Source organism: Corynebacterium sp. MC3 (assembly GCF_900099485.1).
Taxonomy (GTDB): Bacteria; Actinomycetota; Actinomycetes; order Mycobacteriales; family Mycobacteriaceae; genus Corynebacterium; species Corynebacterium pseudogenitalium.
Genome location: NZ_LT622814.1, coordinates 318337 through 338511 on the forward strand (window position 1 = coordinate 318337; position 20175 = coordinate 338511).

Sequence of the window (20175 nt, forward strand, 5' to 3'; positions counted from 1 at the left end):
TTCTTTCTATGCTTCTTCGTGCTGGAGCGCGGTGTGCCACATCGTGGGGAAGTCGGGCAGGGTCTTTGCCGTCGTTGCGATGTTTTCCACCTGCACACCCGGGGTGGTCAGGCCGATGATGGCGCCGGCGGTGGCCATGCGGTGGTCGTCGTAAGAGTGCCACGTGCCGCCGTGGAGGGGCTGTGGGTGGATACGGAGACCGTCGTCAAGCTCCTCGCAGGCGCCGCCAAGCCTGTTGATTTCGGTGGTGAGCGCCGCCAGCCGGTCCGTTTCATGCCCGCGCAGGTGCGCGATGCCGGTCAGCTCCGAGGGGGTCGCCGCCTGCGTGGCTAGCGCCGCGACGGTCGGGGTGAGCTCGCCGATGTCTCCCATGTCTAGTCTGATGCCTTGCAGGGTGCCCGGGGTCGGGCCCTGCACGCGCAGTGAGTTGCCGGAAAGTTCGACCTCGCAGCCCATTTGCGCCAGGATGTCGCGGATTACGTCGCCAGCCTGCGTCGTCTGCGTTGGCCAGTGCTCGATGCGCACCTCGCCGCCGGTGATGGCAGCGGCGGCCAAAAACGGCGTCGCGTTCGACAGGTCCGGCTCAATCTCCCAGCGTCGCCCGCGGATCTCCTGCGGGGCGACGTGCCAGGTCGCGTCCTCGCACTGCGTCTCGACGCCGGCTTCGCGCAGCATTGCCACCGTCATATCAATATGCGGCATGGATGGCAGCGAGTCGCCCGTGTGGGTGATGGTGACGCCTTGCTCGAAGCGCGCCGCGGCAAGCAGCAGTCCGGAGACGAACTGGGAGGACCCGGAGGCGTCAATGCTGACGTCCCCGCCTGCGACAGTGCCGGTGCCGTGGACAGTGAAGGGGAGGCGCTCCCCGTCGATATCGGCGCCGAGCTGGCGCAGCGCATCCAGGATGGTGCCCATCGGCCGGGTGCGAGCGTGCGGGTCGCCGTCGAAGCGGGTGGTGCCGTGCGCGAACGCCGCCACTGGTGGCACGAAGCGCATCACGGTGCCTGCCAGGCCGCAGTTGATGTCGCCGCCGCGCAGCGGTGCTGGCTGGACGTGGACGGTGTCGCCGTCGTGGGTGAACTGTACGCCGAGGGCAGCCAGGGCCGCCTCCATGAGGTCGGTGTCGCGGGAGCGCAGCGCCCCGACCAGCGTCGACGGGCCAGAGGCCAGCGCCGCGAGAACATAGGCGCGGTTCGTCATCGATTTCGACCCCGGCAGCGCGAGTGTGGCGCGGACGGGGTCGGCAATGGAGGGGGCTGGCCACAAGTCAGTCATGACGTACATCATAATGGAGGAATGTGTGGCCGTTTCGTTTTGTTTAGCACCGGCGAGCAACTCCTCGGATTCGTCGGCTCTCTCCCAGGCGTGCGCGAAGTTGTAGCGCCCGACGGCACGCCACCCGCCCGCTACAACGTCGCGCCGACGCACCAAGTACCCATCGTGCGCTTCCACGAACACGAGGCGCTCGTCCAAGCCGCGCGCTGGGGCCTTCTCCCGAGCTGGAAGCGCGACGACTCCGGCCCGCCACTGTTCAACGCGCGCGGGGAGACCGTCGCGGTAAAGCCGTCGTTCCGTAGCGCAATGCGCTCGCAGCGCGGCATCATGCTTCTCGACGGCTACTACGAATGGCACGAAAAACAGCCCTACTACGTCACCCCGGAGTCCGGGATGCTCGTCGCCGCCGCACTGTGGGACACCGGCGCTAACCGGCTTTCGACGACCATGGTCACCACCGACGCCGCCGAACGTATCGCGTGGTTACACCACCGGCTCCCGCTGTTCCTCTTGCCTGAGGAAATCGAGCAGTGGACACAAGGCACAGCAGAAGAGGCTCAAGAGCTCATCTCTCCCTCGCGCGTGGCACCGCAGCTGCAGTGGCATGCGGTTGGGCGCGAGGTGGGCAACGTCCGAAACGATTCGCCCGAGCTCATCCAACCGATCTAGGCGCCGATCGGCGCGAACTTCCCGGACGTCAGTTTCGCCAGGTCACCCGGGGTCAGTTGCACGGATAGCCCCCGCTGACCGGCGGAGACGGTGATGGCGTCGAGGGATTCGATGGTGGCGTCGAGAAGCACTGGGAGCCTCTTGAGCGTGCCCAGCGGCGAGATGCCACCCACGACATAGCCCGTGGCGTGCTCAGCCTGGGTGAGCTCCGCCATCGCAGCCTTCTTCCACCCCAGCGCCTTCGCTGCTGCCTTCAAACTCAGGTGCCCAGAGACCGGCACGCAGCACAGGGCGAGCTTTTTCGGGTCCTGCACATTCGACACCACCAGCGTCTTGAGCACCGTCGTAGGATCAAGTCCCAGCTCATGGGCCGAATGCTCACCGAAATTATCCTGGCTCGCGGCGTACTCCAACACCTTATGAGGAGTCTTCGCCACAACTTTCAAAGCACGAGTTCGTTGCATACAGACGATGCTACGTCGCGCGCCCGGCTGGCTACAATGGCCCCTATGGCCGAAACAGACCTCAAAACACGCTTTACTGAGGAAGCGATGCCGCTGCTAGACCAGCTCTACGGCGGCGCGCTGCGGATGACCCGCAACCCCCAAGACGCCGAAGACCTCGTGCAAGAGACCTTCTTGAAGGCGTACAACGCATTCGACAGCTTCAAACCAGGCACCAACCTGAAGGCGTGGATGTACCGAATCATGACGAACACGTACATCAACTCCTACAGAAAGAAGAAGCGCCGACCACTGGAAACCTCGGCCGAGGACGTGACCGACCACCAGCTGTACACCACAAGCTCGCACGATTCGACCGGCCTCGAATCAGCGGAGGTTGAGGCGCTCAAGGCGATGCCGAACTCGCGGATCAGCGAAGCGCTCAACGCGCTGAATGAGGACTACCGCATGGTGGTCTACTACGCGGACGTCGAAGGCATGGCGTACAAGGAAATCGCCGAAGTGATGGACATTCCACTGGGGACCGTCATGAGCCGACTGCACCGTGGAAGAAAACAACTGCGCGAGATGTTGAAAGACGTGGCACATGAACAGGGCATCGGGCTCGACCATGCGGATATGGCGGAGTTGAAGCAGCAGAAGGTGGAGGAGAAGTAATGGCAACAGAACATAACCACGCAAGTGAAGCTGACTGCCGCGGCATGCACCAGCTGCTGTGCGAGCTGTTCCAGCCGGACACGCCACCTGAGCGCGTGGCCGCCATCCGAAAAGAATTGGCGAGCTGCCCTGACTGCCTCCGCCAGCTTGAATCGGAGGAAGCGATCCGTGGCCTTGTGCGCGACTGCTGCGGGCAGGCCCACGCGCCACGGGTATTGAGGGAGCGGATTATCACCTCAATTTCCTACACAGAGGTGCGTATTCAACGGCGTTAACTGCCGCGTGTTGGCGTTGGTTGCCGGGCCCGAACCAGTACAAGCATCATGCTGGTTCGGGCCTTTCATACTTTCGACCCAACCCAACGGGGGTAAAACACGGGGGTGGCAACTGTTCAACGATCGCGAAAAGGTCTGCCTAACGCATCCATAGGGCCTAAGTTTGACTACACCAGACCACGAAAGGTTTTTAGTATAAAAAGGTTGTGTATTAATAGCGTCGGCGACACGTGTCGAATGACACATGTCGTGCCTGGTAATCCCGATTTGTTAAGTATTCTCTTACCCACTGTTGCACTAGAGGGCATAATATACGGGTGGGTTGATTGTTGAACACCCGTCGACAGGTGTCGGTGAGTTTGTTGAACATGTTGGGTTTGCTGCGATGGTTTCTGAGTGTTTTTTAAGCTATGTGTGCAGGTTGTGGGGCTAGATGTGTTGAACAATCCGGGTTTTGTAGGCGTGTTTTTGCCTGTTTGGTTGGGGCGTTGTGGGCTGATTAGCCATGTATAGTTGCGGTGCATAAACTTGGGGTCAGAACAACGAAGGGTTTCATGTTCCACCGGTTGGGTGGTGCGTGATGGAAGGTATAAGGATTGTGACAACGATGATGAACAGCATTGCGCGGAAGGTATGCGTAGCAGCGTGTGTGTTGGCCGTTGCGGCTAATGGTGCACAGGTTGCTCACGCGGAGATGGCTGTTGCTGACTCGTCGGTCACAGTGACCGCTGACGGGCCGGGTGCGGTCTTTCACAACTCGGTAACACAGCCGGGTCGTATTTCGACGTTGAAGTTTACGGATGCCCGCTCCATTGCAGGCAGCCAGGAGTCCTCACTGTACGTGGACTTGCGTGCCGATGGTGCGTTGGTGGATTTAGAGTCTGGCCTTAACGTGGATACCTACCGCGATGGTAACACCCAGGTGGTCATCTACCGCGGTGAAGACCAGGACGCTGGTGTGTCAGTGGAGCGTGAATACCGCTTTGATGGCAACCGTGTCGATGTCATTGTGCGGGTGACCAACAACAAGGATGCTTCAGCGTTTGTGCAGGCGGATCTGACGAACCAGATTAACTCCCAGGTCGGGCTTTCCGGCTCCTATACGGATGGGAAGTTTGTTGTTGCCCCGGCACAGCTTGGCTATGAGACCTCGGTGGCCTTTGATAATGCAACCTCGTCTGGTGTAGCCGATGCGTTCCAGCGCACCACGGCTGCCGGTGAGGTTGGGTTTGTGGATCCAGCAGGGGCCAGCTTCCAGCGTGGTCGTTGGTTTGAGCGCATTGATGCAGGCAACACGTTGACTGCCGCTATGCACATGGAGGTTGCAACCCAGGACAGTGCTGTTGATTCTGATGGTGACGGTCTGCCGGATATGTGGGAACGCGAAGGGGTGACCTTAAGTGATGGTACCGTCATGCCGCTTGATCAGTGGGGTGCTGATCCAGATCGCCCGGATTTGTTCCTGCAGCTTAATTGGATGAACTCGCAGTGGCAGCAGGCTGGCTGCGACACACCTGGTGCGGATGCTGCCATGTGTGCGCAGATGTCGGTGGCAAGCTACCGCCCACACCGCGATATTTTGCAGCAGCTGGTGGACCGCTTCGACCAGTACGGGGTCAACCTGCACATCGATGCCGGTGATACCTACACCAACATTGCAAACTATCCGACGCGTCATGGTGGACAGACTGAAGCCTATGCACCGTACTACTTTGAGGGCACCATCCCGGGTATGAAGCTGGTCGAGAATATCGATACCATTTTGGGTGCTCGTGCGGCAGTCTTCCGCGTTGGTGTTATTGGCGATCAGATGCAGCGTGGCCACTGGGGTACCGGCTTGGCTTTGGTTGCGGATAACTCGTTTTATGTTGCTAAGCATGAGCGCATGCGCACCGATGATCAGCTGCGTAACACGATCATGCACGAGCTGGGGCATACGTTGGGGTTGAATCATAATGGTTCGATGAAGTTCGCCAACGAGGTCCCGCAGTCGGATTACCTGCCGAACTACTACTCGGTGATGAACTACCTCTACCAGTTCACCCACTTTAACTACTCGGATGAAGAATCCGTCTCTGGTGGCCCACTGCCAGAGGTGTGCAACCAGCCGGGCATGGACTGCTACAAAGGTGACTACCGTGTGCCAGCTGACTGGGACAACTTGATGATTAACACCGGCAAGATTGGTAAGGATTACAACTCCACGATCGGTGCTGCCGGTGGCAAGGTTGATGCCAAGGCATTGGCTGCCCAGCAGGAAGCGATGCAGGCGGCAGAAGATGCGCAGGGTTCTGTCAAGGTTGCTGTTGCTGGTTCCCCGCAGCTTCACCGTGGTGAGAATACGGTGAGCTTGAAGGTTGCAAATCCTGGGTTGGATGCAGCCCGGATGCGCCTTGAGGTGATCTACCCGTCTGGGAAGGCCGAGCAGGTTGTCACGGTTGCTGGTCAAGGAGAGGCGACGGTGGAGTTGCCGGTGACGGTGGGTGTGGTCAAGACGTCGTCGTTGCCGTTGGATGTGCGTGTGGTCAATGAGGATGGCTCCCAAGCCTTTGCTGGCCGGTTTGATGTTGCCGCGGTCATGGATGCTGATGTTGATGGTGATGCGATGGCTGGTGCGCCGCGTAAACCGCAGCACAATGCGCAGACTGCGCCGACGACGACGGCGAAGGCTGGTAAGCATGAGGCTTCGCAGCAGTTGACGACGGCGCAGCGTCCAGCGGCGAGCGTTGCTGAGCCGACTGCTCGTGACAATGCTGTCAGCCAGGCTGGTGAGACGAATATTGCGGCGATTGTTGCTCCGATTGTGGTGCTGCTGCTGTTAATTGGTGGTGGTGTTGCCGCGGCGATGTCTGGTGGTCTGCACTTCTAGCCAGTTGTTCTGTGGGGCCTGTGGTGCCGGGAGTGTTCCTGGTGGCATGGGCCCTTTTCGTTGTGGTTGGGGGTTGGGATTGTTCCCTGCAGGTCTGTGGTGCCGGGAACGATCTTTATGGTCACTCGTCGTGAGCTGGGGAAACATAGGTGTTGGTCGACCGGAGTGGGGCTGAAGAACGAGATAGTTCCCGGGGGTGGGAACTATTTTTCAGGAGCGTGGGGAGGTGTGAGGGCGGCGCACCAGATTCCGGGTTTTGCTCTGGCTGGCAATCGGAATCCCCTGGTCGCGCGTGCCCGTGATAGGAATGTGGTGCCCAGCCAACACACAGGCAACTACTGCAGCTAGCAACACGAGCTCATGGCACGAAAAAACTCCCCATCGGCGTGGACTCATGGTCCTTGCCGATGGGGAGTGTTCGCGTTCTTATGCGTTTGGGCGCTTACCGCGGTTCGCGCTCTTCTTGCGACGGTCCTTACGCTTACGGCCACGCTTGCTCATGGTGCCTCCTTTAAATAGCGATGAATTAGGTGCAAACCTAGTTACGAAGTATTCAGTTTATCGTTGTTGCCGCAGTGCGGTGAAATCCCCCGAGGAAATTCTGCGAGAGGCACCGGCAATAGCCGTAGAGCTTAGGCCGACAGGCGTGCGCGGTTGCGTGCGCGGGCCTTGTTGCGGCGCTTCAGTGCGCGACGCTCTTCCTCAGAAAGGCCGCCCCAGACGCCGGCGTCCTGGCCGGTCTCCAGTGCCCACTTCATGCAGTGGGAAGTGACTGGGCAGCGGTTGCAAACAAGCTTGGCTTCGGCGATCTGAGCGAGTGCAGGGCCGGAGTTGCCGACAGGGAAGAAGAGTTCTGGGTCTTCGTCGCGGCAAACGGCTTCGTGGCGCCAATCCATAATAAGTACTCCTTCAAGATCAAAAATGTTTCGTGACTATGTATTTTTTGCGCACCACATTCACAACCCTTTTGGGGCGTGTTGCAAACTAAGTTTGATTCCATTGCCCGGGCGAGTGCTCCGCATCGTGCGGGACTCCACTTCCAGACCTGGCGTTAACCCTGTGGTGACTTAGGGTTAAGGGCTGTGACACCAGCCCGTAATTTTTGCTACTCGAGAATGATGGCACGGTTTTGAGCTTTCCGCTAGGGTTCTGGGCAAAAGTGTGATTGGAATCATATGGATTGTATTCATTGTTGCCGCTCATATGTGGTGTGAGTTTCCTGTGATAGAGCGCTCTTAGCGCCCTGAACTGCATATATAAGAAAAGAATTAGCTGACATATGTGTTCGCTAAGGTCAAATCGGCAATCGTCTGCACCGCAACTGGTGTCGGAATCTGGCCCTGATCATTAGACTCCGTTGTGTGAACAGCAAAGAAAACTCATTGGACCACACTGGCGTTCCGGGCATGCTGCGGTTCGGGGCGGTCGTCGTGTTGCTGCAGTGCTTGGCGATGCTCGGCTACATCATCATGCTGATCTACGCCCAGATTGAAGGCATTAGCGATAGCAGCATTGAATCGAGCGCGGAAGCAAGCCATTACGTGGCGTTGGGCACGGCGGTGTTCCTTGCCATCGTCTTCGGTTTTGTTGCGTTTGTGGCTATCTCGACGCTACGGGGGCGGCCAAGGGGCTCGGGCGCGATCGTGCTCATTGAGGCGATCCTGCTCGGTGTGGCGTTTTATATGTTCCTCGGGGGCGCACACCTACTCAGTGCGGCGACGGCGCTTTCGGCGGTGCTCGTGTTGATTACGGTGTTCCACCCGGCGTCAGCGGCCTACCAAGAGGCGATGTACGAACTGAAAAAGGCCCGCCGCTAGCGAAGCTAACAAAGCTACCAGGCGACGGGCGCGGGGGGATCGGGGTGCTGCGCGGCGTTAGGAGAGGTTCGTGTTGAGAACGACGATCTCCTCGCCGCGCTTTTCTACGATCGTGGTGCCGGCGGAGTCGATGTAGACGGGGCCGGTGTATCCGCCACGATCGACGGGGATGATCTTCTCCACCTTGTTGTCGTCCCAGTTGGCGACGGCGATGCCGGTGTCGGAGGCGTAGAGCAGGCGCTCGCCGGCTGGGAAGCCGGTGCCAAGCGCGCCCTGGAACACGCCGGTAACGCTCAGGCGGGAGGGCTCCATGAGCAGCAGGGTGTCGCCTTCGTGGTACGTCATGTGGTGGGGCAGGTCGGCGACGGGGAGGACGTCGACAATTTGGTCAATCTTCTGCGGGCCGTCCAGTGGCGGGATTTCGGAGGCGGCGAGGTCGTTGCCGTCCTTGTCGTAGGTGCGAACCTTGTGGCTGTCAGGGTCGTAGATCGCGGCCGCGTCCTGGGACACCGCGACGAGGTAGGCGTTCTCGGAGATGTCGACGCTTTCGTACATCTCGGGCTCACGGGAGTCCTCGGGAGTGGTGTTCTGGAACTTGAGCTTGGGGCCGTCGTCGCAGTACTCCGTGGTCGCCATAATGTCGGTGCGGGTCAGCGCGGAGTTGATGGTGCAGGATTCGGGCTGCATGTCCGGCTCCTGCGGGGCCTCGTTGTAGCCGTACTCGACGGTCTTGACCATGTCGGAGCGCCACAGCTCGACGCGGTGGGAGCTGACGTAGCCGACGCGGTCGTTGGACTGCACACGTGTGATCACCTCGGGTGCGATGGCGGAGCGTGTGCCCGCGTACTCGCCGGTGAGCGCGTTAATCGTGACGACGTCCCCACAGCCAGCATTGTCGCGGTACGCTGCGACGACCTTGTCCCACGCATGGCCGAGCAGGCATAGCTCGTTCGGGCGTTTGTAGGTCCAGGCGGTATCGCCGGCCGGCGTGGTTGCGGTGATGGTGCCGTCGTTGTAGGTGATGATCATGCCTGCAGCGATCACGGGTTGGACGCCGGGGGAGGTGTCCGGAAGGCGGAAGGCTTCCTCGATCTTCGAGGGGACGACGGCGAGGCGTCCCGCGTTCTCATATTCCTCCGCCGCCGGCTCCAGGTGAGAGCTGCGGATCGGTGCGGTGAAAAACGCGATGGCAAGGAGGATGATTGCGATCGCGGTGATGACTGCGGTCGCGATCAAGTCGTTGCGGGTGCGACGTAGGGGCTGACTCAACGCCGTTTCCTTCCTGAGCGGTTCGTTCCACGTCTCGTGGAGGGTGTTCTCTCGCCCGAGCGTTGCGGGCGTGCTCCGAGCACTTTACGCGGTTTGCCCACCGTGGATAAAGCCGAGTCCGGAATGTCCAGGGCCTCGAAGAGCTCTTCGGAGGTGGAAAACCACGTTGGGGGCTGGGGCTTGTCGAGGGAAAGTTCCTCGTTGATTGCTTCCCATTTCGCTGTTTCGTCGAGGTCGGCCATGGTCACGGCGGTGCCGGAGTGGCCTGCGCGCCCGGTGCGGCCGATGCGGTGGACGTAGGTCATTGGGTCGTCGGGGACTTGGTAGTTGATCACGTGGGTGACGTCGTCGACGTCGATGCCGCGCGCTGCAACATCGGTGGCGACAAGGATTTCGACGTCCCCTTCGCGGAAGGCGTTCAGGGAGGCCTCGCGCGCACCTTGTCCAAGGTCGCCGTGGACGGCACCGACGGAGAAGCCACGCTGGCCGAGGTCGTCGGCGACGCGCGCGGCGGAGCGCTTCGTGCGGGTGAAGATGATGGTTTTGCCGCGGCCGTTGGCCTGCAGGACGCGCGCGAGCACCTCGGGTTTGTCCATGTGGTGGGCGTAGAACACGACCTGTTTGGTGCTTTCGTGGGTGGAGGCGGCTTCCTCGCCTTGCTCGGCGCGGATGTGGATCGGCGTGTTCATCTTGGAGCGCGCCAGCTGCAGGATCTGGCCGGGCATGGTCGCGGAGAACAGCATCGTTTGCAGTTGGTCAGGTAGGGAGGACCACAGCGTTTCGATGTCGGGCAAAAAGCCCATGTCGAGCATCTCGTCGGCTTCGTCGAGGACGAGGATCGCGACGTGGCCGAGTTGGAGTTCGCCCTGGTGGTAGAGGTCGATGAGGCGGCCGGGTGTGCCCACGACGACGTCGACGCCCTTGTGTAGTGCGTCGATCTGCTCCTGGTAGGGCCGCCCGCCGTAGATGGTGGCGACGCGCACCGGGGTGTACTTCGCTGCCCGCTCCAGGTCGTCGCCGACCTGCACGGCGAGCTCGCGGGTGGGGACGACCACGAGGGCGCGGGGTGTGCCGTCGAGTTCGGCGATGGTGGCGTCGTCAAATACTCGGTCGAGCAACGGGATGCCGAAGCCGTAGGTTTTGCCCATTCCCGTGCGGGCTTGGCCGATGATGTCGCGGCCGTCGAGCGCGAGGGGGATCGCAAGTTCCTGGATGGAAAATGTGCGATGGATATCGAGCTTCTCGAGGGCATCGATGAGTTCGGCGGCGACCCCTAGCTCATGAAAATCGGGTGACTGTTCTCTAGCAGCTGATTTGGACACGCCCTCATCTTAGCTGTAGGCCGTTACAATGGATTGACATCCGTGAAGATGAACAACGATAAGGACGGAAACGAACATATGGATATCAAGATCGGTCTTGCAGACACCGCACGTGAGCTCTCCATCGCGATTGCTGAGGGGCATGAGAATGTGCTCAATACGGTGAAGCAGGCGATTGAGGACCAAACTCCGACGGTGACGCTGGAGGATGACAAGGGAAAGAAGTACTTGGTGCGCACCGAGAAGATTGCGTACGTTGAGCTTGGCTCTGCGCAGGCTCGTTCCGTTGGGTTCATGCGTTAAAACCCGCTACATTTACGACCATGAAGAACAATCACGACACCGACGTTTTCGAGGATTGGGACTTTGAGGACGACGGTGAGTTCACCGCGGTAGACCCGGAAGCGGAGGGTCGGCTTGTGCGCTTCGCCCGCGAGTACGGGTGGCGCGCCTACGCGATTCCGGTGTTAGCTGTGCTGACGGTGTTCGTGATTGTGAACATGCTGCAAAACCCCGACGGGGAGGTGTTTGCGGGAAGCGCTGGTGACAGCGCGGTCGAGCAGCCTGACGGTGACGAAGCCTCGCGCACGGTGAGTGTGCTGCCGGAGGGCCAGCAGGACGTACTGCAGTTGCCGCCGGGAGGTCCGTTCACGGAGACTGGCGAGGGCACCTTTTACGAGGTTGGTCACCCTGGGATGCAGGCTGGCAAGGGGGATGAGCTCACGGTTCGCTTCGTTGTTGAGGTGGAGCATGGGCTCGATACGGCACTGTACGGGGGCAATGAGGCCGTCGCCGCGCTTGTCGACGCCACCTTGAGCGACCCCCGTGGCTGGACCAACGACCCGCGCTTCCGGTTTGAACACGTCACGGCGGCCGATGAGCCATCGCTGAAGATTCGGCTCGCGTCCGCGGCGACAACGCGAGAGTTGTGTGGCGTGCACCTTGAAATGGAGACCAGCTGCCGCACTCGCGTGACCGGCGAGGACACGGTCATTTTGAACGAGGCCCGCTGGGTCCGGGGCGCTGCGCCGTATGAGGGGGATCTGGGTCGCTACCGCCAGTACCTGATCAATCACGAGGTTGGCCATGCGCTCGGCTTCGCGCACCACGAGCCGTGCCCGGAAAATGGCGTGCTGGCGCCGGTGATGATGCAGCAGACGCTGAGCTTGAACAATGCGCAGCTGTACTCCTTTGATAAGGAAGAGGTGTACCCGGATAACCAGGACACCTGCAGGTCGAACCCGTGGCCGTACCCGCGCCCGGCAGTGTTGTAAGTGCTGTAGTTGTTGTAGTTATAAACAGGCGACGAGAGGAAGGCGAGCTGCGCTGTGACTATTCCCGAGCATGTGTTGTCGGCGTTTCAGGTTGATGGGGAGTCGGTGTCGGCACCTGATGTTGCCTGGGGTGAGGCGAAGAAATTTGGGCGCATTGTGATTTCGCAGGCTGCGCCGACGGCGGCGTGGTCGGGCAAGGTGCGTGAGCGCATCGCTGACCACCTTGAGGGGGTGCACGTTGCGCGTCCGGTGCGTGCGACGGACGGGCGCTTCGTAGTGGCTGGCTTCGTGGCCAACGAGTTCTCGCCCGGTGCGCCGGCGGCCCGCGTGGATGAGGCCGTGGCGGCGGCGCTTGCGCTGGAGCGCGCGCTGCAGCAGGCCGAGGTGGCGCAGGAGCTGCCCGAGCGCGATAGCTCTGACGTGATCGCAGAGGCGGATCGCGGCGCGTGGAAGGGGCACGAGGATGCCAGTGCTGAGGGGCTGTGCGTGGCGCACGTGGACGTGCTCTCCCACACGCTGTTTTCGGGCTACGCCGCGCCCGTGCTGACGGATCTTGTACCTTCGGCGCGGCTTCGCCCGAGGGGGTACTCGGCTGCCGTCGTAATTGTCGACGCCCTGCTCGCCGGGGCTGTCGATCCGCGAATCGTCGAGCGCTGGTCCCACATTCCGGACCTTGTGTTCCTGGCGGGGCGCGCGTTGGATTTCCGGATGCGGATGGCGCAGCACGACGGAACGTTCCAGAATGCGAACGCGCGTTCGAAATTTTCGGAGGTTTCCGAGCTCCTTATGTCCCGCTAACATGCCACAATGGTGGGCATGAATGACCAGCAGTCCACCACACCCCGCGCGTTTTTAGTCCCGCGCGAACACCAAGCGCACGATAGAACGTGGTCGCAGCCACTTCCCACCGAGGGGTTATGGAAGGTAACCGGCCAGGCGGGTTCGGGGGTGACCAGCTTTCTCATCGATACGTTTGTGGCGTCGGCGAAGCGGCAGTCGGACGCGGAGGGCGTCTTGTTCTTGACGGATTCGAAGGAGTCCGCCGCGCGGATCAGGGCGGAGATTTCGGAGCGGCTCGCTGATACTGACTTTGTTGCCGACGGCCCGATGGTGCGCTCTGTGCACTCCCTGGCGTTTGCCGTGCTGCGGGAGCAGCAAGAGCAGCTGCGCCTGATTTCTGGCGCGGAGCAGGATGCGGTCATCCGTCAATTGCTGCAGGGACATGTTGAGGATGGCCGGGGGAGCTGGCCCGCGGAGCTGCGCCCGGCATTGCCGATGGTGGGCTTTGCGCGCCAGCTGCGTGACTTTTTGCTGCGCGCGATTGAGCGCGGGCTGGACGCAGAGCAGCTCAAGGTGCTCGGAGCCCGCTACGGGCAGGGGATTTGGGGCGCGGCCGGTGACTTTTTGGAGGAATACCAGCAGGTCATGGCGCTGACCGGGACGGTGCGTTACTCGGCATCCGAGCTGATTGCCAGGGCACTCGACGTGCCGCTGGGGCGGACGTGGCACACCGTGATTGTGGACGACGCCCAGCATCTCTCGCCCGCGGCGGCAAAGTTCGTGCAGCGCCTGCTGCAGGGGGCCACACTCGGGGTTGTGGGTGGTGACTTGGATCAGTCCGTCTACCAGTTCCGCGGGGCAAGCCCGGAGTTCTTTGCCACGCTGGGGGACCTTGAGCACACGGTGATTGACTTAGGGCAGACCAAGCGCGAACCTGAGGTCTCGGTGGCGCTAGCGCAGACGCCGACGGCGCAGCTCGCGGCGGTGGCGGACGCACTTCGTCGCGCGCACCTCGAGGAGGAGGTCGCGTTTCGGGATATGGCGGTCATTGTGCGTTCGTCAGGGATGATTGAGCCCTTCCGCCGTGCGCTGTTGCACGCGGGCGTGCCGGTCGCCCTGAATCCGACGGATGTGGTGCTCAGCGAGCAACGCATTGTTGCCTCGCTGCTGCTTGGGTTGCAGTCGCTGTACACACCGCTGACGGTTGAGCAGTGGCGCGACCTGCTGCTTGGGCCCATTGGTGGTACGGACCCGGTGACGCTGCGCCGCCTGTTGCGCGGCCTGCGGCGTTGGAAACCAGAGGCGCGTGCGGAGGAAACGCTGCGTGACCTTGTTGTTTCCAAGGCAGAGCTGCCGGACTTCGGCGAGGTACTCACTGACCGTGAGCTGCAGATGCTGCACCGCATCCGCCAGGTGTTGGATGCCGCCAGGGAGGTCTACGACGCTGACGGCAGCGTTGAGGAGGTGTTGTGGGCGCTGTGGAACGCCACGGGTTTGGCAGATCACCTCACTGCGGTTGCGCTTCGGGGCGGCACGACGGGCTCGCAGGCTGACCGTGACCTGGATGCGGTCATGGCGCTATTCGACGCCGCCGGTGACTTCACCGAGCGTAAAACCCAGGGTGGGCTCGAGCTGTTCGTGAACAGCATGTTGGAGCAGGAACTGCCCACCGGTGTGCGCGATCGCCGAGCGGCCACGCCGGACGCAGTGGCGCTGTTGACCGCGCATGGTGCGGTGGGCAGGCAGTTTAGCCGTGTTGTCGTTGCCGGAGTGCAGGACCTCGAGTGGCCGAGCCTGGGCGAGACCGGCTCGATTTTCGGCCAGCAGGATCTGGTGGACCTGGTTGACCACGACGTGGATCCCGCCACCCCGGTGTCGCACTTGCGCGAGCGCCTCGAGGAGGAGCGTCGCCTGTTCCACGTGGCGTTGACCCGCGCGACGGAGCGCGTCCTGGTCACGGCCGTCGACCAGACTGACGGCGAGGAGGTCATCGAGCCGTCCCGGTTCGTTGAGGAGCTCTGCGAGGAAACCGGCATATCCCCGCAGCTGGTGACGCTGTCCGCGGAGGACGCTGTGGCTGGGGATGACGGTGCGGAGGCCACGGTTGTGCGCGTACTGTCCCGCGATGATTTCCTGGGGGAGCTACGCCGCACACTCGCGGACGAGGAACACAGTACGGAGGCAGACCGGCGCCAGGCCGCGCGCCAGATTGCGCGGCTGGTGGAGGCCGGGGTGCCGCTTGCGGACCCGGAGCAGTGGTGGACTACCACGGAGCCTTCGACGAATGAGCCCGTTGAAGGGCAACGTTCGCTGTCGCCGTCGAGGATTGAGGCGCTGTTGAAGTGCCCGATGAGCTCGGTGCTCGAGCGCACTCTCGGTTTTGATAGCTCGATGCCGATGGTGATCGGATCGATCGTGCACGCCTACTTCGAGGCTCTCGGCCGAGGCGTGCCGGAAGAGCAGGCTCGGATGCACACGCTGGCCACGTACCGCGCGATTGTTGACGCCCCCGCGTGGCAGGCCGAGGCCCAAGTCCGCGACTTCGAGGCGATGCTGGAGCGCACCAACAAGTGGTGGGAAAACCGTGCGAAGAAGTTCGAGGTTGTGGGCATGGAGGTGCCGATCTCCGTCCAGGTCGCAGAAGACGTCCATATCCGCGGGCGAGCCGACCGGCTGGATAAGGAAGAAAGCGGCAGCGTGCACATCGTTGACCTGAAGACTGGCTCGACGATGCTCTCCGTAGATAGCGCGAAGGAGTGCGAGCAGCTCATGGCGTACCAGCTTGCGCTGAGCCACGGGCAGCTCATCGGTGAGGGCGACGATCTTCGCGTTGTGACGTCCACCGATGGGCAAGAAGGCCTGGACGTTGGTGGGGCGGCGCTCGTGTACTCGAAGCACGGAACGAACGCCGCAACCACGCGCGAGCAACCGCGCAAAGAAGAGGAAGAACTCGAGTACTTCACCGAACTCATTGCACCGCTGCCCGGCAAGACAACAGGGCCGCAACTCGAAGCGCAGGCGGGCAAGCACTGCGATTACTGCGCTGTGCGCGCGCTGTGCCCGGTCCAGATCGAAGGGACGATGATTTACAATGGCTGATTTCACACCCCAGGAACTCTTCCAGGCGCTCGGGGACGCATTTCCCCCTAGTAGCCAGCAGGCCGACGTGATTGGTGCCGAGCCGGGGCCGATGCTGGTCGTGGCCGGTGCTGGCGCGGGCAAGACGAAGACGATGGCGGACCGCGTGGTATGGCTCGTCGCCAACGGGTATGTGCGGCCGGAGGAAGTCCTCGGCTTGACGTTTACCCGCAAGGCGGCCCGCGAGCTGGGGCAGCGGATACGGAACCGGTTGCAGGCGTTGGCTCGTCACCGGGAGCTCGTACGGGAGCTCGATCCTTCGGGTGCGCTGGCGGAAAGCTTGGAGGTTATCGCGCCGACTGTTGCTACGTATGACTCGTACGCGGGCGAGCTCGTTCGCGACTATGGGCTGCTTGTCCCGGTGGAGCCGGATGCGCGCCTGATCACGCAGGCTGAGCTGCACGCGATCGCCGTCGAAGTCGTGAGCAATTACAACAAACCACTCATCGCGGAAGGTGCCCCTGCCCCCGCGATGAGCACAGTGGTGGAGGACCTACTGAAGCTCACCACGGCGATGGGCAACGCACTGGCAGACCCAAACGATATTTACGAGGCCGCGGAGATCTTCCTGAAAGAGACGGAATCGCTACCGAAGTCGCCGCGGAGTAAAACCGAGTTCTGCAAGACCATGACGGGGTGGCGCAACAAGCAGCGCCAGCGCCAGTTGATGTTGCCGCTGGTTGAGGAGCTTAACGCGGCGCTGCGTGAGCGTGGTGTGGTCACGTTCAACGAGCAAATGAACATTGCGGCCACGCTCGCGGAGCAGCACGCGTCCGTCGGTGCTGCGCAGCGGCAGAAGTACCGCGTGGTCATGCTCGACGAGTACCAGGACACCTCGCATTCGCAGCGAGTGTTGCTGCGCAGCCTGTTCGGCGAAGGCCAGGACCCCACGTTGACGGTGACTGCGGTGGGCGACCCGATGCAGGCAATCTACGGCTGGCGCGGGGCGACGTCGGAAAACCTCGCGGCATTCGTGGAGGATTTCCCTGCCGCGGGCGGTGTACTGGCGCAGAAGAAGCAGCTCACCATCTCCTGGCGTAACCCGAGCAAGGTGCTTGAGATGGCGAACCAGGTCTCCACCGCGATCCTTGGCAGCGGGGAAGATCGTGCCGTCGCGCCCCTGGAACCGCGCAAGGACGCTGCGGCAGGCGACGTGGACATGCAGTTCTTCCAGCGGGAGGAGGAAGAAATTGAGTTCGTTGCCGACGCGCTGCAGCAGCAGTTTGAGCAGGGCGGTAGGCTCTCGGCCGCGGTGCTGACCAGGAAGAACAGGCATGCGCAGCCGATCGCCCAGGCGCTTGAAGCCCGTGGTGTGCCGTATGAGATCGTGGGGCTCGGCGGCCTGCTGGATACCCCAGAGGTGCAGGACACGTTGGCTGTGGCCACGATGTTGGTCCGCCCTGAGGATTCTGAGGCGGCACTGCGTGTGCTGGGTGGGCCGTCGGTCGGGCTCGGGCTGGCGGATATGGAGGCGCTCGCCGCGCGTGCCAAGAACCTGCAAGCCCGCGCGGACGGTCCGGCCGCGGAGGAGGAAGCAGCCAGGCCGGTGCCCGCGGACCCGGAGGAGCGCCTCATCGAGGAGCTGACGCAGCTTGCACTCGAGGCGGAGGCGCTGAAGATGCAGTCCGCCAAGCCGGCGGGCCTGGCGGACGCGGTGGCGGACCTGGGCGAGCCAGAGCGCTACAGCGAGGACGGCTACAAGCGCCTGCAGCTGCTGGCGTCGCGGCTGCGACAGCTGCGGCGCAATTCGCTGGGCAAGCGGCTCAGTGACCTGTTCGCGGACATCATCGAGGTCTTCGGTATTCGCGTTGAGGTGCTGGCGCGGCGCTCGTCGGCAGGCACGGTGCACTTGGACCAGCTGCTGCACTACGTCGAGGAGTACCCGGGCACGAGCGTGGAAGCGCTGCTGGACTACTTCGAGTTGGCGAAGCAGCAGGAAGACGGGCTTGCGCCGGGTAACGTCACCGTGCGCGGGGACCGCGTGCAGATCCTGACGGTACACAAGGCGAAGGGCCTGGAGTGGGATACCGTCGCTGTGTTGCACGCGGATAAGGACACCTACAGCTCAAAGATTGAGACCTTCCTTGCCCAGATCCCGTTCCTGCAGCCTGAGACGTTCGGTGACCCGGACATCTACGAGGAGTTCGCAGAGGTAGAGCACCGCACGCAGTTTAAGAACGCTGCCAATGCGTGGCGCAAGCACATCGGCGAGGACCTCGCTGAGGAGCAGGCGCGCCTGTTCTACGTGGCTATCACACGTACGGAAAACAGGCTGTTGCTTACCGGATCGAACATCTCTCTGGGCGGCAAAAAGAATCCGAACGGGCCGTACGAGCACTTCGCGGCGTTCGAGGGCCTCGAGCTGCCGGAGCAGGTCGAGGACGAGGATGCGGAGAAAACGGTACAGCAGCCGGAGGTGGCCGTCGGCACGTGGCCTGTGCAGTCCTACGAAGCGGCGCACGCTGCCAGTAGCCAGGCCACTCGTCCGAGTGAGCTGGTCAGGGACGCGCTCGAGACCGAAATCGCGCCCGCGGCCGGCGAGCTCTACGAGCTGTGGGAGCGCGACGCCACCGCGCTCATTGAGGAACACAAGGCGGCGCAGTCGCCGGACGTGCCCGTCATGCTGCCTGGTGAGCTGACCGCCTCAGACGTGGTGGCCATGCAGGCGGACGTGGAACAGTTCGCGCGCCAGGCACGTCGCCCGGTGCCGTTCAAGCCGAACCAGTACGCGAAGCGCGGCACCGCATTCCACGAGTGGATCGAGGATTTCTACGGTGCGCACCCGCTGCTCACTGAGGACGAGCTGCCGGGCATGGGCGAGTTTGAGGTGGATCCGTCGACGCTGCAGAAGCTGAAAGCCAACTTCGAGAACAGCCACTGGGCGTCAAAGACGCCGACGCACGTGGAGTGCCCGTTTGAACTGGCGCTCGGCAAGGCGGTGGTGCGTGGCCGCATGGACGCGGTCTTTGCGGACGGCGACGGCTGGGTCGTGGTGGACTGGAAGACCGGCAACCGCCCGGTGGGTGCGGCGATGGAGGCAGCGAAGCTGCAGCTTGCCGTGTACACGGAGGCGTGGAAGCGAATCGCCAACGATGGCCGCCCAGTGAAGGCCGTGTTCTTCTACGTCCGCGATGGAAAGGACTTCACCGCGACGGAGCTTCCGGATGCGCAGCAGCTGACGAAGTTGTTGGAAGATACAGCAAACGGCGCAACTTCCGGTACAGTTTCACGCCGTAGTAGCGAGGAAGGATAGCGGAGTGAAACTGCCGTTTGCGTTGTCATGGAGTGACCGGTTCCGTGCGGATGCGGATCCGTCGGAAATACCGGTGCACACCCTGCTGGATGTCGTTCGGATTCCGTCGGCGGAACGCACCACTCCATGGGCGTTGATGGCAAGGCGCTTCGGCTACGCGGCCATGTTGGTGTTGGCCGTGGCGACGGTGGTCTACTTCGACAAAGAGGGGTACACCGAGCCACTGACCTTTATCGACGCCCTGTACTATTCGGCGGTTTCGCTCTCAACGACCGGCTACGGCGATATCACGCCGGTGACGCAAAGCGCGCGCCTGATGAATATCTTGGTCATCACGCCGTGTCGTGTGGCATTCCTGATGCTCTTGGTCGGTACGACGTTGTCGGTGTTGACGGAGGATTCCCGCAAGACGCTACAGATTCAGCAATGGAGGAGAACAGTGCGTAATCACACCATCGTTATCGGCTACGGCACGAAGGGCAGGTCCGCGGTGGATGCGCTGCTCGCGGGCGGTACCGCGCCGGGCAACATCGTTGTTGTTGATGATGACGCCGTGGTGCTGTCGAACGCCGAGAAGCGCGGTCTTGTCACCGTCCACGGCAACGGCACTCGCTCGAGCGTGCTGAAGGTCGCGGGTGTGGCGCGTGCGCGCTCAGTTGTGGTGGCGCCGTCCTCGGACGATACCGCGGTGTTGGTCACGCTGTCTGTCCGTGAGTTGGCGCCGAGCGCCATGATCGTTGCCAGCGTCCGTGAGAGTGAGAATCAGCACTTGCTGATGCAGTCGGGCGCGGACTCGGTGGTGGTCTCCTCTGAAACGGCGGGCCGCCTGCTGGGCATTGCGACGGTCACGCCACCTGTGGTGGAGATGATGGAGGACCTGCTCAGCCCGGACGAGGGCTTCGCGGTTGCGGAGCGTCCGATCGCGGACGACGAGGTCGGAGCGAACCCGCGTCACCTCGCCGACATTGTGCTGGGTGTGGTGCGCTCCGGCGAGCTCTACCGCATTGACGCCCCGGAGGCCGAGACGGTTGAGCCCGGCGACCGCCTGTTGTTCGTGCAGATGACGCAGCCGACCCCGCTGACTGAGCGCACGCGCCCGACGGAGTAGGCGGC

Annotated in this window: 17 protein-coding genes; 11 read left to right on the plus strand and 6 right to left on the minus strand. The window is 62.3% G+C overall.

All coding sequences use genetic code 11. From position 1 onward, the window contains the following. Positions 1-6: 6 nt before the first annotated feature. A complete protein-coding gene (aroA, locus tag BQ4436_RS06325; RefSeq protein ID WP_070976052.1) occupies positions 7-1275 on the minus strand; it encodes a 3-phosphoshikimate 1-carboxyvinyltransferase in 1269 nt (422 codons plus the stop codon). Positions 1276-1296: 21 nt separating this feature from the next. Here aroA and BQ4436_RS06330 point away from each other — a divergent pair, with 21 nt between their 5' ends. Continuing rightward, the gene (locus BQ4436_RS06330) at positions 1297-1944 is read left to right on the plus strand and encodes an SOS response-associated peptidase (RefSeq protein ID WP_070975924.1); all 648 of its coding nucleotides are present in this window, start codon (positions 1297-1299) and stop codon (positions 1942-1944) included. Here BQ4436_RS06330 and ybaK read toward each other — a convergent pair. After that, the gene (ybaK, locus tag BQ4436_RS06335; RefSeq protein ID WP_070975926.1) at positions 1941-2408 is read right to left on the minus strand and encodes a Cys-tRNA(Pro) deacylase; all 468 of its coding nucleotides are present in this window, start codon (positions 2406-2408) and stop codon (positions 1941-1943) included. The two genes, BQ4436_RS06330 and ybaK, sit on opposite strands and share 4 nt — an antisense overlap. A 45-nt stretch (positions 2409-2453) precedes the next feature. Between ybaK and BQ4436_RS06340 the strand changes: the two genes are divergently transcribed. The 3 genes from BQ4436_RS06340 (at position 2454) to BQ4436_RS06350 (ending at position 6209) form a co-directional block, all read left to right on the plus strand. Continuing rightward, entirely contained in the window at positions 2454-3065 is a 612-nt protein-coding gene (locus tag BQ4436_RS06340; protein ID WP_176754820.1) for a sigma-70 family RNA polymerase sigma factor, read from the plus strand. After that, on the plus strand, positions 3065-3340 hold the full coding sequence (locus BQ4436_RS06345; RefSeq protein WP_070362937.1) for a hypothetical protein: 276 nt from the start codon (positions 3065-3067) through the stop codon (positions 3338-3340). Before BQ4436_RS06340 ends, BQ4436_RS06345 begins: the two co-directional genes overlap by 1 nt. Positions 3341-3947: 607 nt before the next feature. Then, the gene (locus BQ4436_RS06350) at positions 3948-6209 is read left to right on the plus strand and encodes a hypothetical protein (protein WP_070975928.1); all 2262 of its coding nucleotides are present in this window, start codon (positions 3948-3950) and stop codon (positions 6207-6209) included. Positions 6210-6635: 426 nt separating this feature from the next. Here the strand turns inward: BQ4436_RS06350 and BQ4436_RS12670 are convergent, their stop codons facing one another. Continuing rightward, positions 6636-6710 (minus strand): 50S ribosomal protein bL37, encoded by a 75-nt coding sequence (locus BQ4436_RS12670; RefSeq protein ID WP_100227335.1) that lies wholly within the window; start codon positions 6708-6710, stop codon positions 6636-6638. 131 nt (positions 6711-6841) lie between these two features. Then, the gene (locus tag BQ4436_RS06355; protein ID WP_070362936.1) at positions 6842-7105 is read right to left on the minus strand and encodes a WhiB family transcriptional regulator; all 264 of its coding nucleotides are present in this window, start codon (positions 7103-7105) and stop codon (positions 6842-6844) included. A gap of 465 nt (positions 7106-7570) precedes the next feature. Between BQ4436_RS06355 and BQ4436_RS06360 the strand changes: the two genes are divergently transcribed. Then, entirely contained in the window at positions 7571-8026 is a 456-nt protein-coding gene (locus BQ4436_RS06360) for a hypothetical protein (protein WP_255366142.1), read from the plus strand. Between the two features lie 57 nt (positions 8027-8083). Here BQ4436_RS06360 and BQ4436_RS06365 read toward each other — a convergent pair whose 3' ends face one another. Both BQ4436_RS06365 and BQ4436_RS06370 read right to left on the minus strand, forming a co-directional pair. After that, complete coding sequence (locus BQ4436_RS06365) at positions 8084-9295, minus strand: Rv3212 family protein (RefSeq protein WP_070975929.1); 1212 nt, start codon at positions 9293-9295, stop codon at positions 8084-8086. Then, the gene (locus BQ4436_RS06370) at positions 9292-10617 is read right to left on the minus strand and encodes a DEAD/DEAH box helicase (protein ID WP_070975931.1); all 1326 of its coding nucleotides are present in this window, start codon (positions 10615-10617) and stop codon (positions 9292-9294) included. The genes BQ4436_RS06365 and BQ4436_RS06370 overlap by 4 nt, the downstream gene beginning before the upstream one ends. Before the next feature lie 48 nt (positions 10618-10665). Here BQ4436_RS06370 and BQ4436_RS06375 point away from each other — a divergent pair, with 48 nt between their 5' ends. The 6 genes from BQ4436_RS06375 to BQ4436_RS06400 are packed head-to-tail and all read left to right on the plus strand — an operon-like array spanning position 10666 to position 20170. Next, positions 10666-10920, plus strand: a complete 255-nt coding sequence (locus BQ4436_RS06375) for a DUF3107 domain-containing protein (protein WP_240492734.1) — start codon at positions 10666-10668, stop codon at positions 10918-10920. Between the two features lie 20 nt (positions 10921-10940). Then, entirely contained in the window at positions 10941-11891 is a 951-nt protein-coding gene (locus tag BQ4436_RS06380) for a DUF3152 domain-containing protein (RefSeq protein ID WP_083329465.1), read from the plus strand. A 54-nt stretch (positions 11892-11945) separates the two neighbouring features. After that, a complete protein-coding gene (locus BQ4436_RS06385; protein WP_070362933.1) occupies positions 11946-12689 on the plus strand; it encodes a hypothetical protein in 744 nt (247 codons plus the stop codon). An 18-nt stretch (positions 12690-12707) separates the two neighbouring features. Further along, the gene (locus BQ4436_RS06390) at positions 12708-15770 is read left to right on the plus strand and encodes an ATP-dependent DNA helicase (RefSeq protein ID WP_083329466.1); all 3063 of its coding nucleotides are present in this window, start codon (positions 12708-12710) and stop codon (positions 15768-15770) included. After that, a complete protein-coding gene (locus tag BQ4436_RS06395) occupies positions 15763-19062 on the plus strand; it encodes an ATP-dependent helicase (RefSeq protein WP_070975934.1) in 3300 nt (1099 codons plus the stop codon). The genes BQ4436_RS06390 and BQ4436_RS06395 overlap by 8 nt, the downstream gene beginning before the upstream one ends. Positions 19063-19072: 10 nt before the next feature. Further along, a complete protein-coding gene (locus BQ4436_RS06400) occupies positions 19073-20170 on the plus strand; it encodes a potassium channel family protein (RefSeq protein WP_176754828.1) in 1098 nt (365 codons plus the stop codon). Positions 20171-20175 lie beyond the last annotated feature (5 nt).

Bases quoted from the DNA above. Each gene is read 5' to 3' on its own strand.
- aroA (WP_070976052.1), bottom strand. From the start codon at position 1,275: ATGACTGACTTGTGGCCAGCCCCCTCCATTGCCGACCCCGTCCGCGCC.
- BQ4436_RS06330 (WP_070975924.1), top strand. From the start codon at position 1,297: ATGTGTGGCCGTTTCGTTTTGTTTAGCACCGGCGAGCAACTCCTCGGA.
- ybaK (WP_070975926.1), bottom strand. From the start codon at position 2,408: ATGCAACGAACTCGTGCTTTGAAAGTTGTGGCGAAGACTCCTCATAAG.
- BQ4436_RS06340 (WP_176754820.1), top strand. From the start codon at position 2,454: ATGGCCGAAACAGACCTCAAAACACGCTTTACTGAGGAAGCGATGCCG.
- BQ4436_RS06345 (WP_070362937.1), top strand. From the start codon at position 3,065: ATGGCAACAGAACATAACCACGCAAGTGAAGCTGACTGCCGCGGCATG.
- BQ4436_RS06350 (WP_070975928.1), top strand. From the start codon at position 3,948: ATGATGAACAGCATTGCGCGGAAGGTATGCGTAGCAGCGTGTGTGTTG.
- BQ4436_RS06355 (WP_070362936.1), bottom strand. From the start codon at position 7,105: ATGGATTGGCGCCACGAAGCCGTTTGCCGCGACGAAGACCCAGAACTC.
- BQ4436_RS06375 (WP_240492734.1), top strand. From the start codon at position 10,666: ATGAACAACGATAAGGACGGAAACGAACATATGGATATCAAGATCGGT.
- BQ4436_RS06380 (WP_083329465.1), top strand. From the start codon at position 10,941: ATGAAGAACAATCACGACACCGACGTTTTCGAGGATTGGGACTTTGAG.
- BQ4436_RS06390 (WP_083329466.1), top strand. From the start codon at position 12,708: ATGAATGACCAGCAGTCCACCACACCCCGCGCGTTTTTAGTCCCGCGC.
- BQ4436_RS06395 (WP_070975934.1), top strand. From the start codon at position 15,763: ATGGCTGATTTCACACCCCAGGAACTCTTCCAGGCGCTCGGGGACGCA.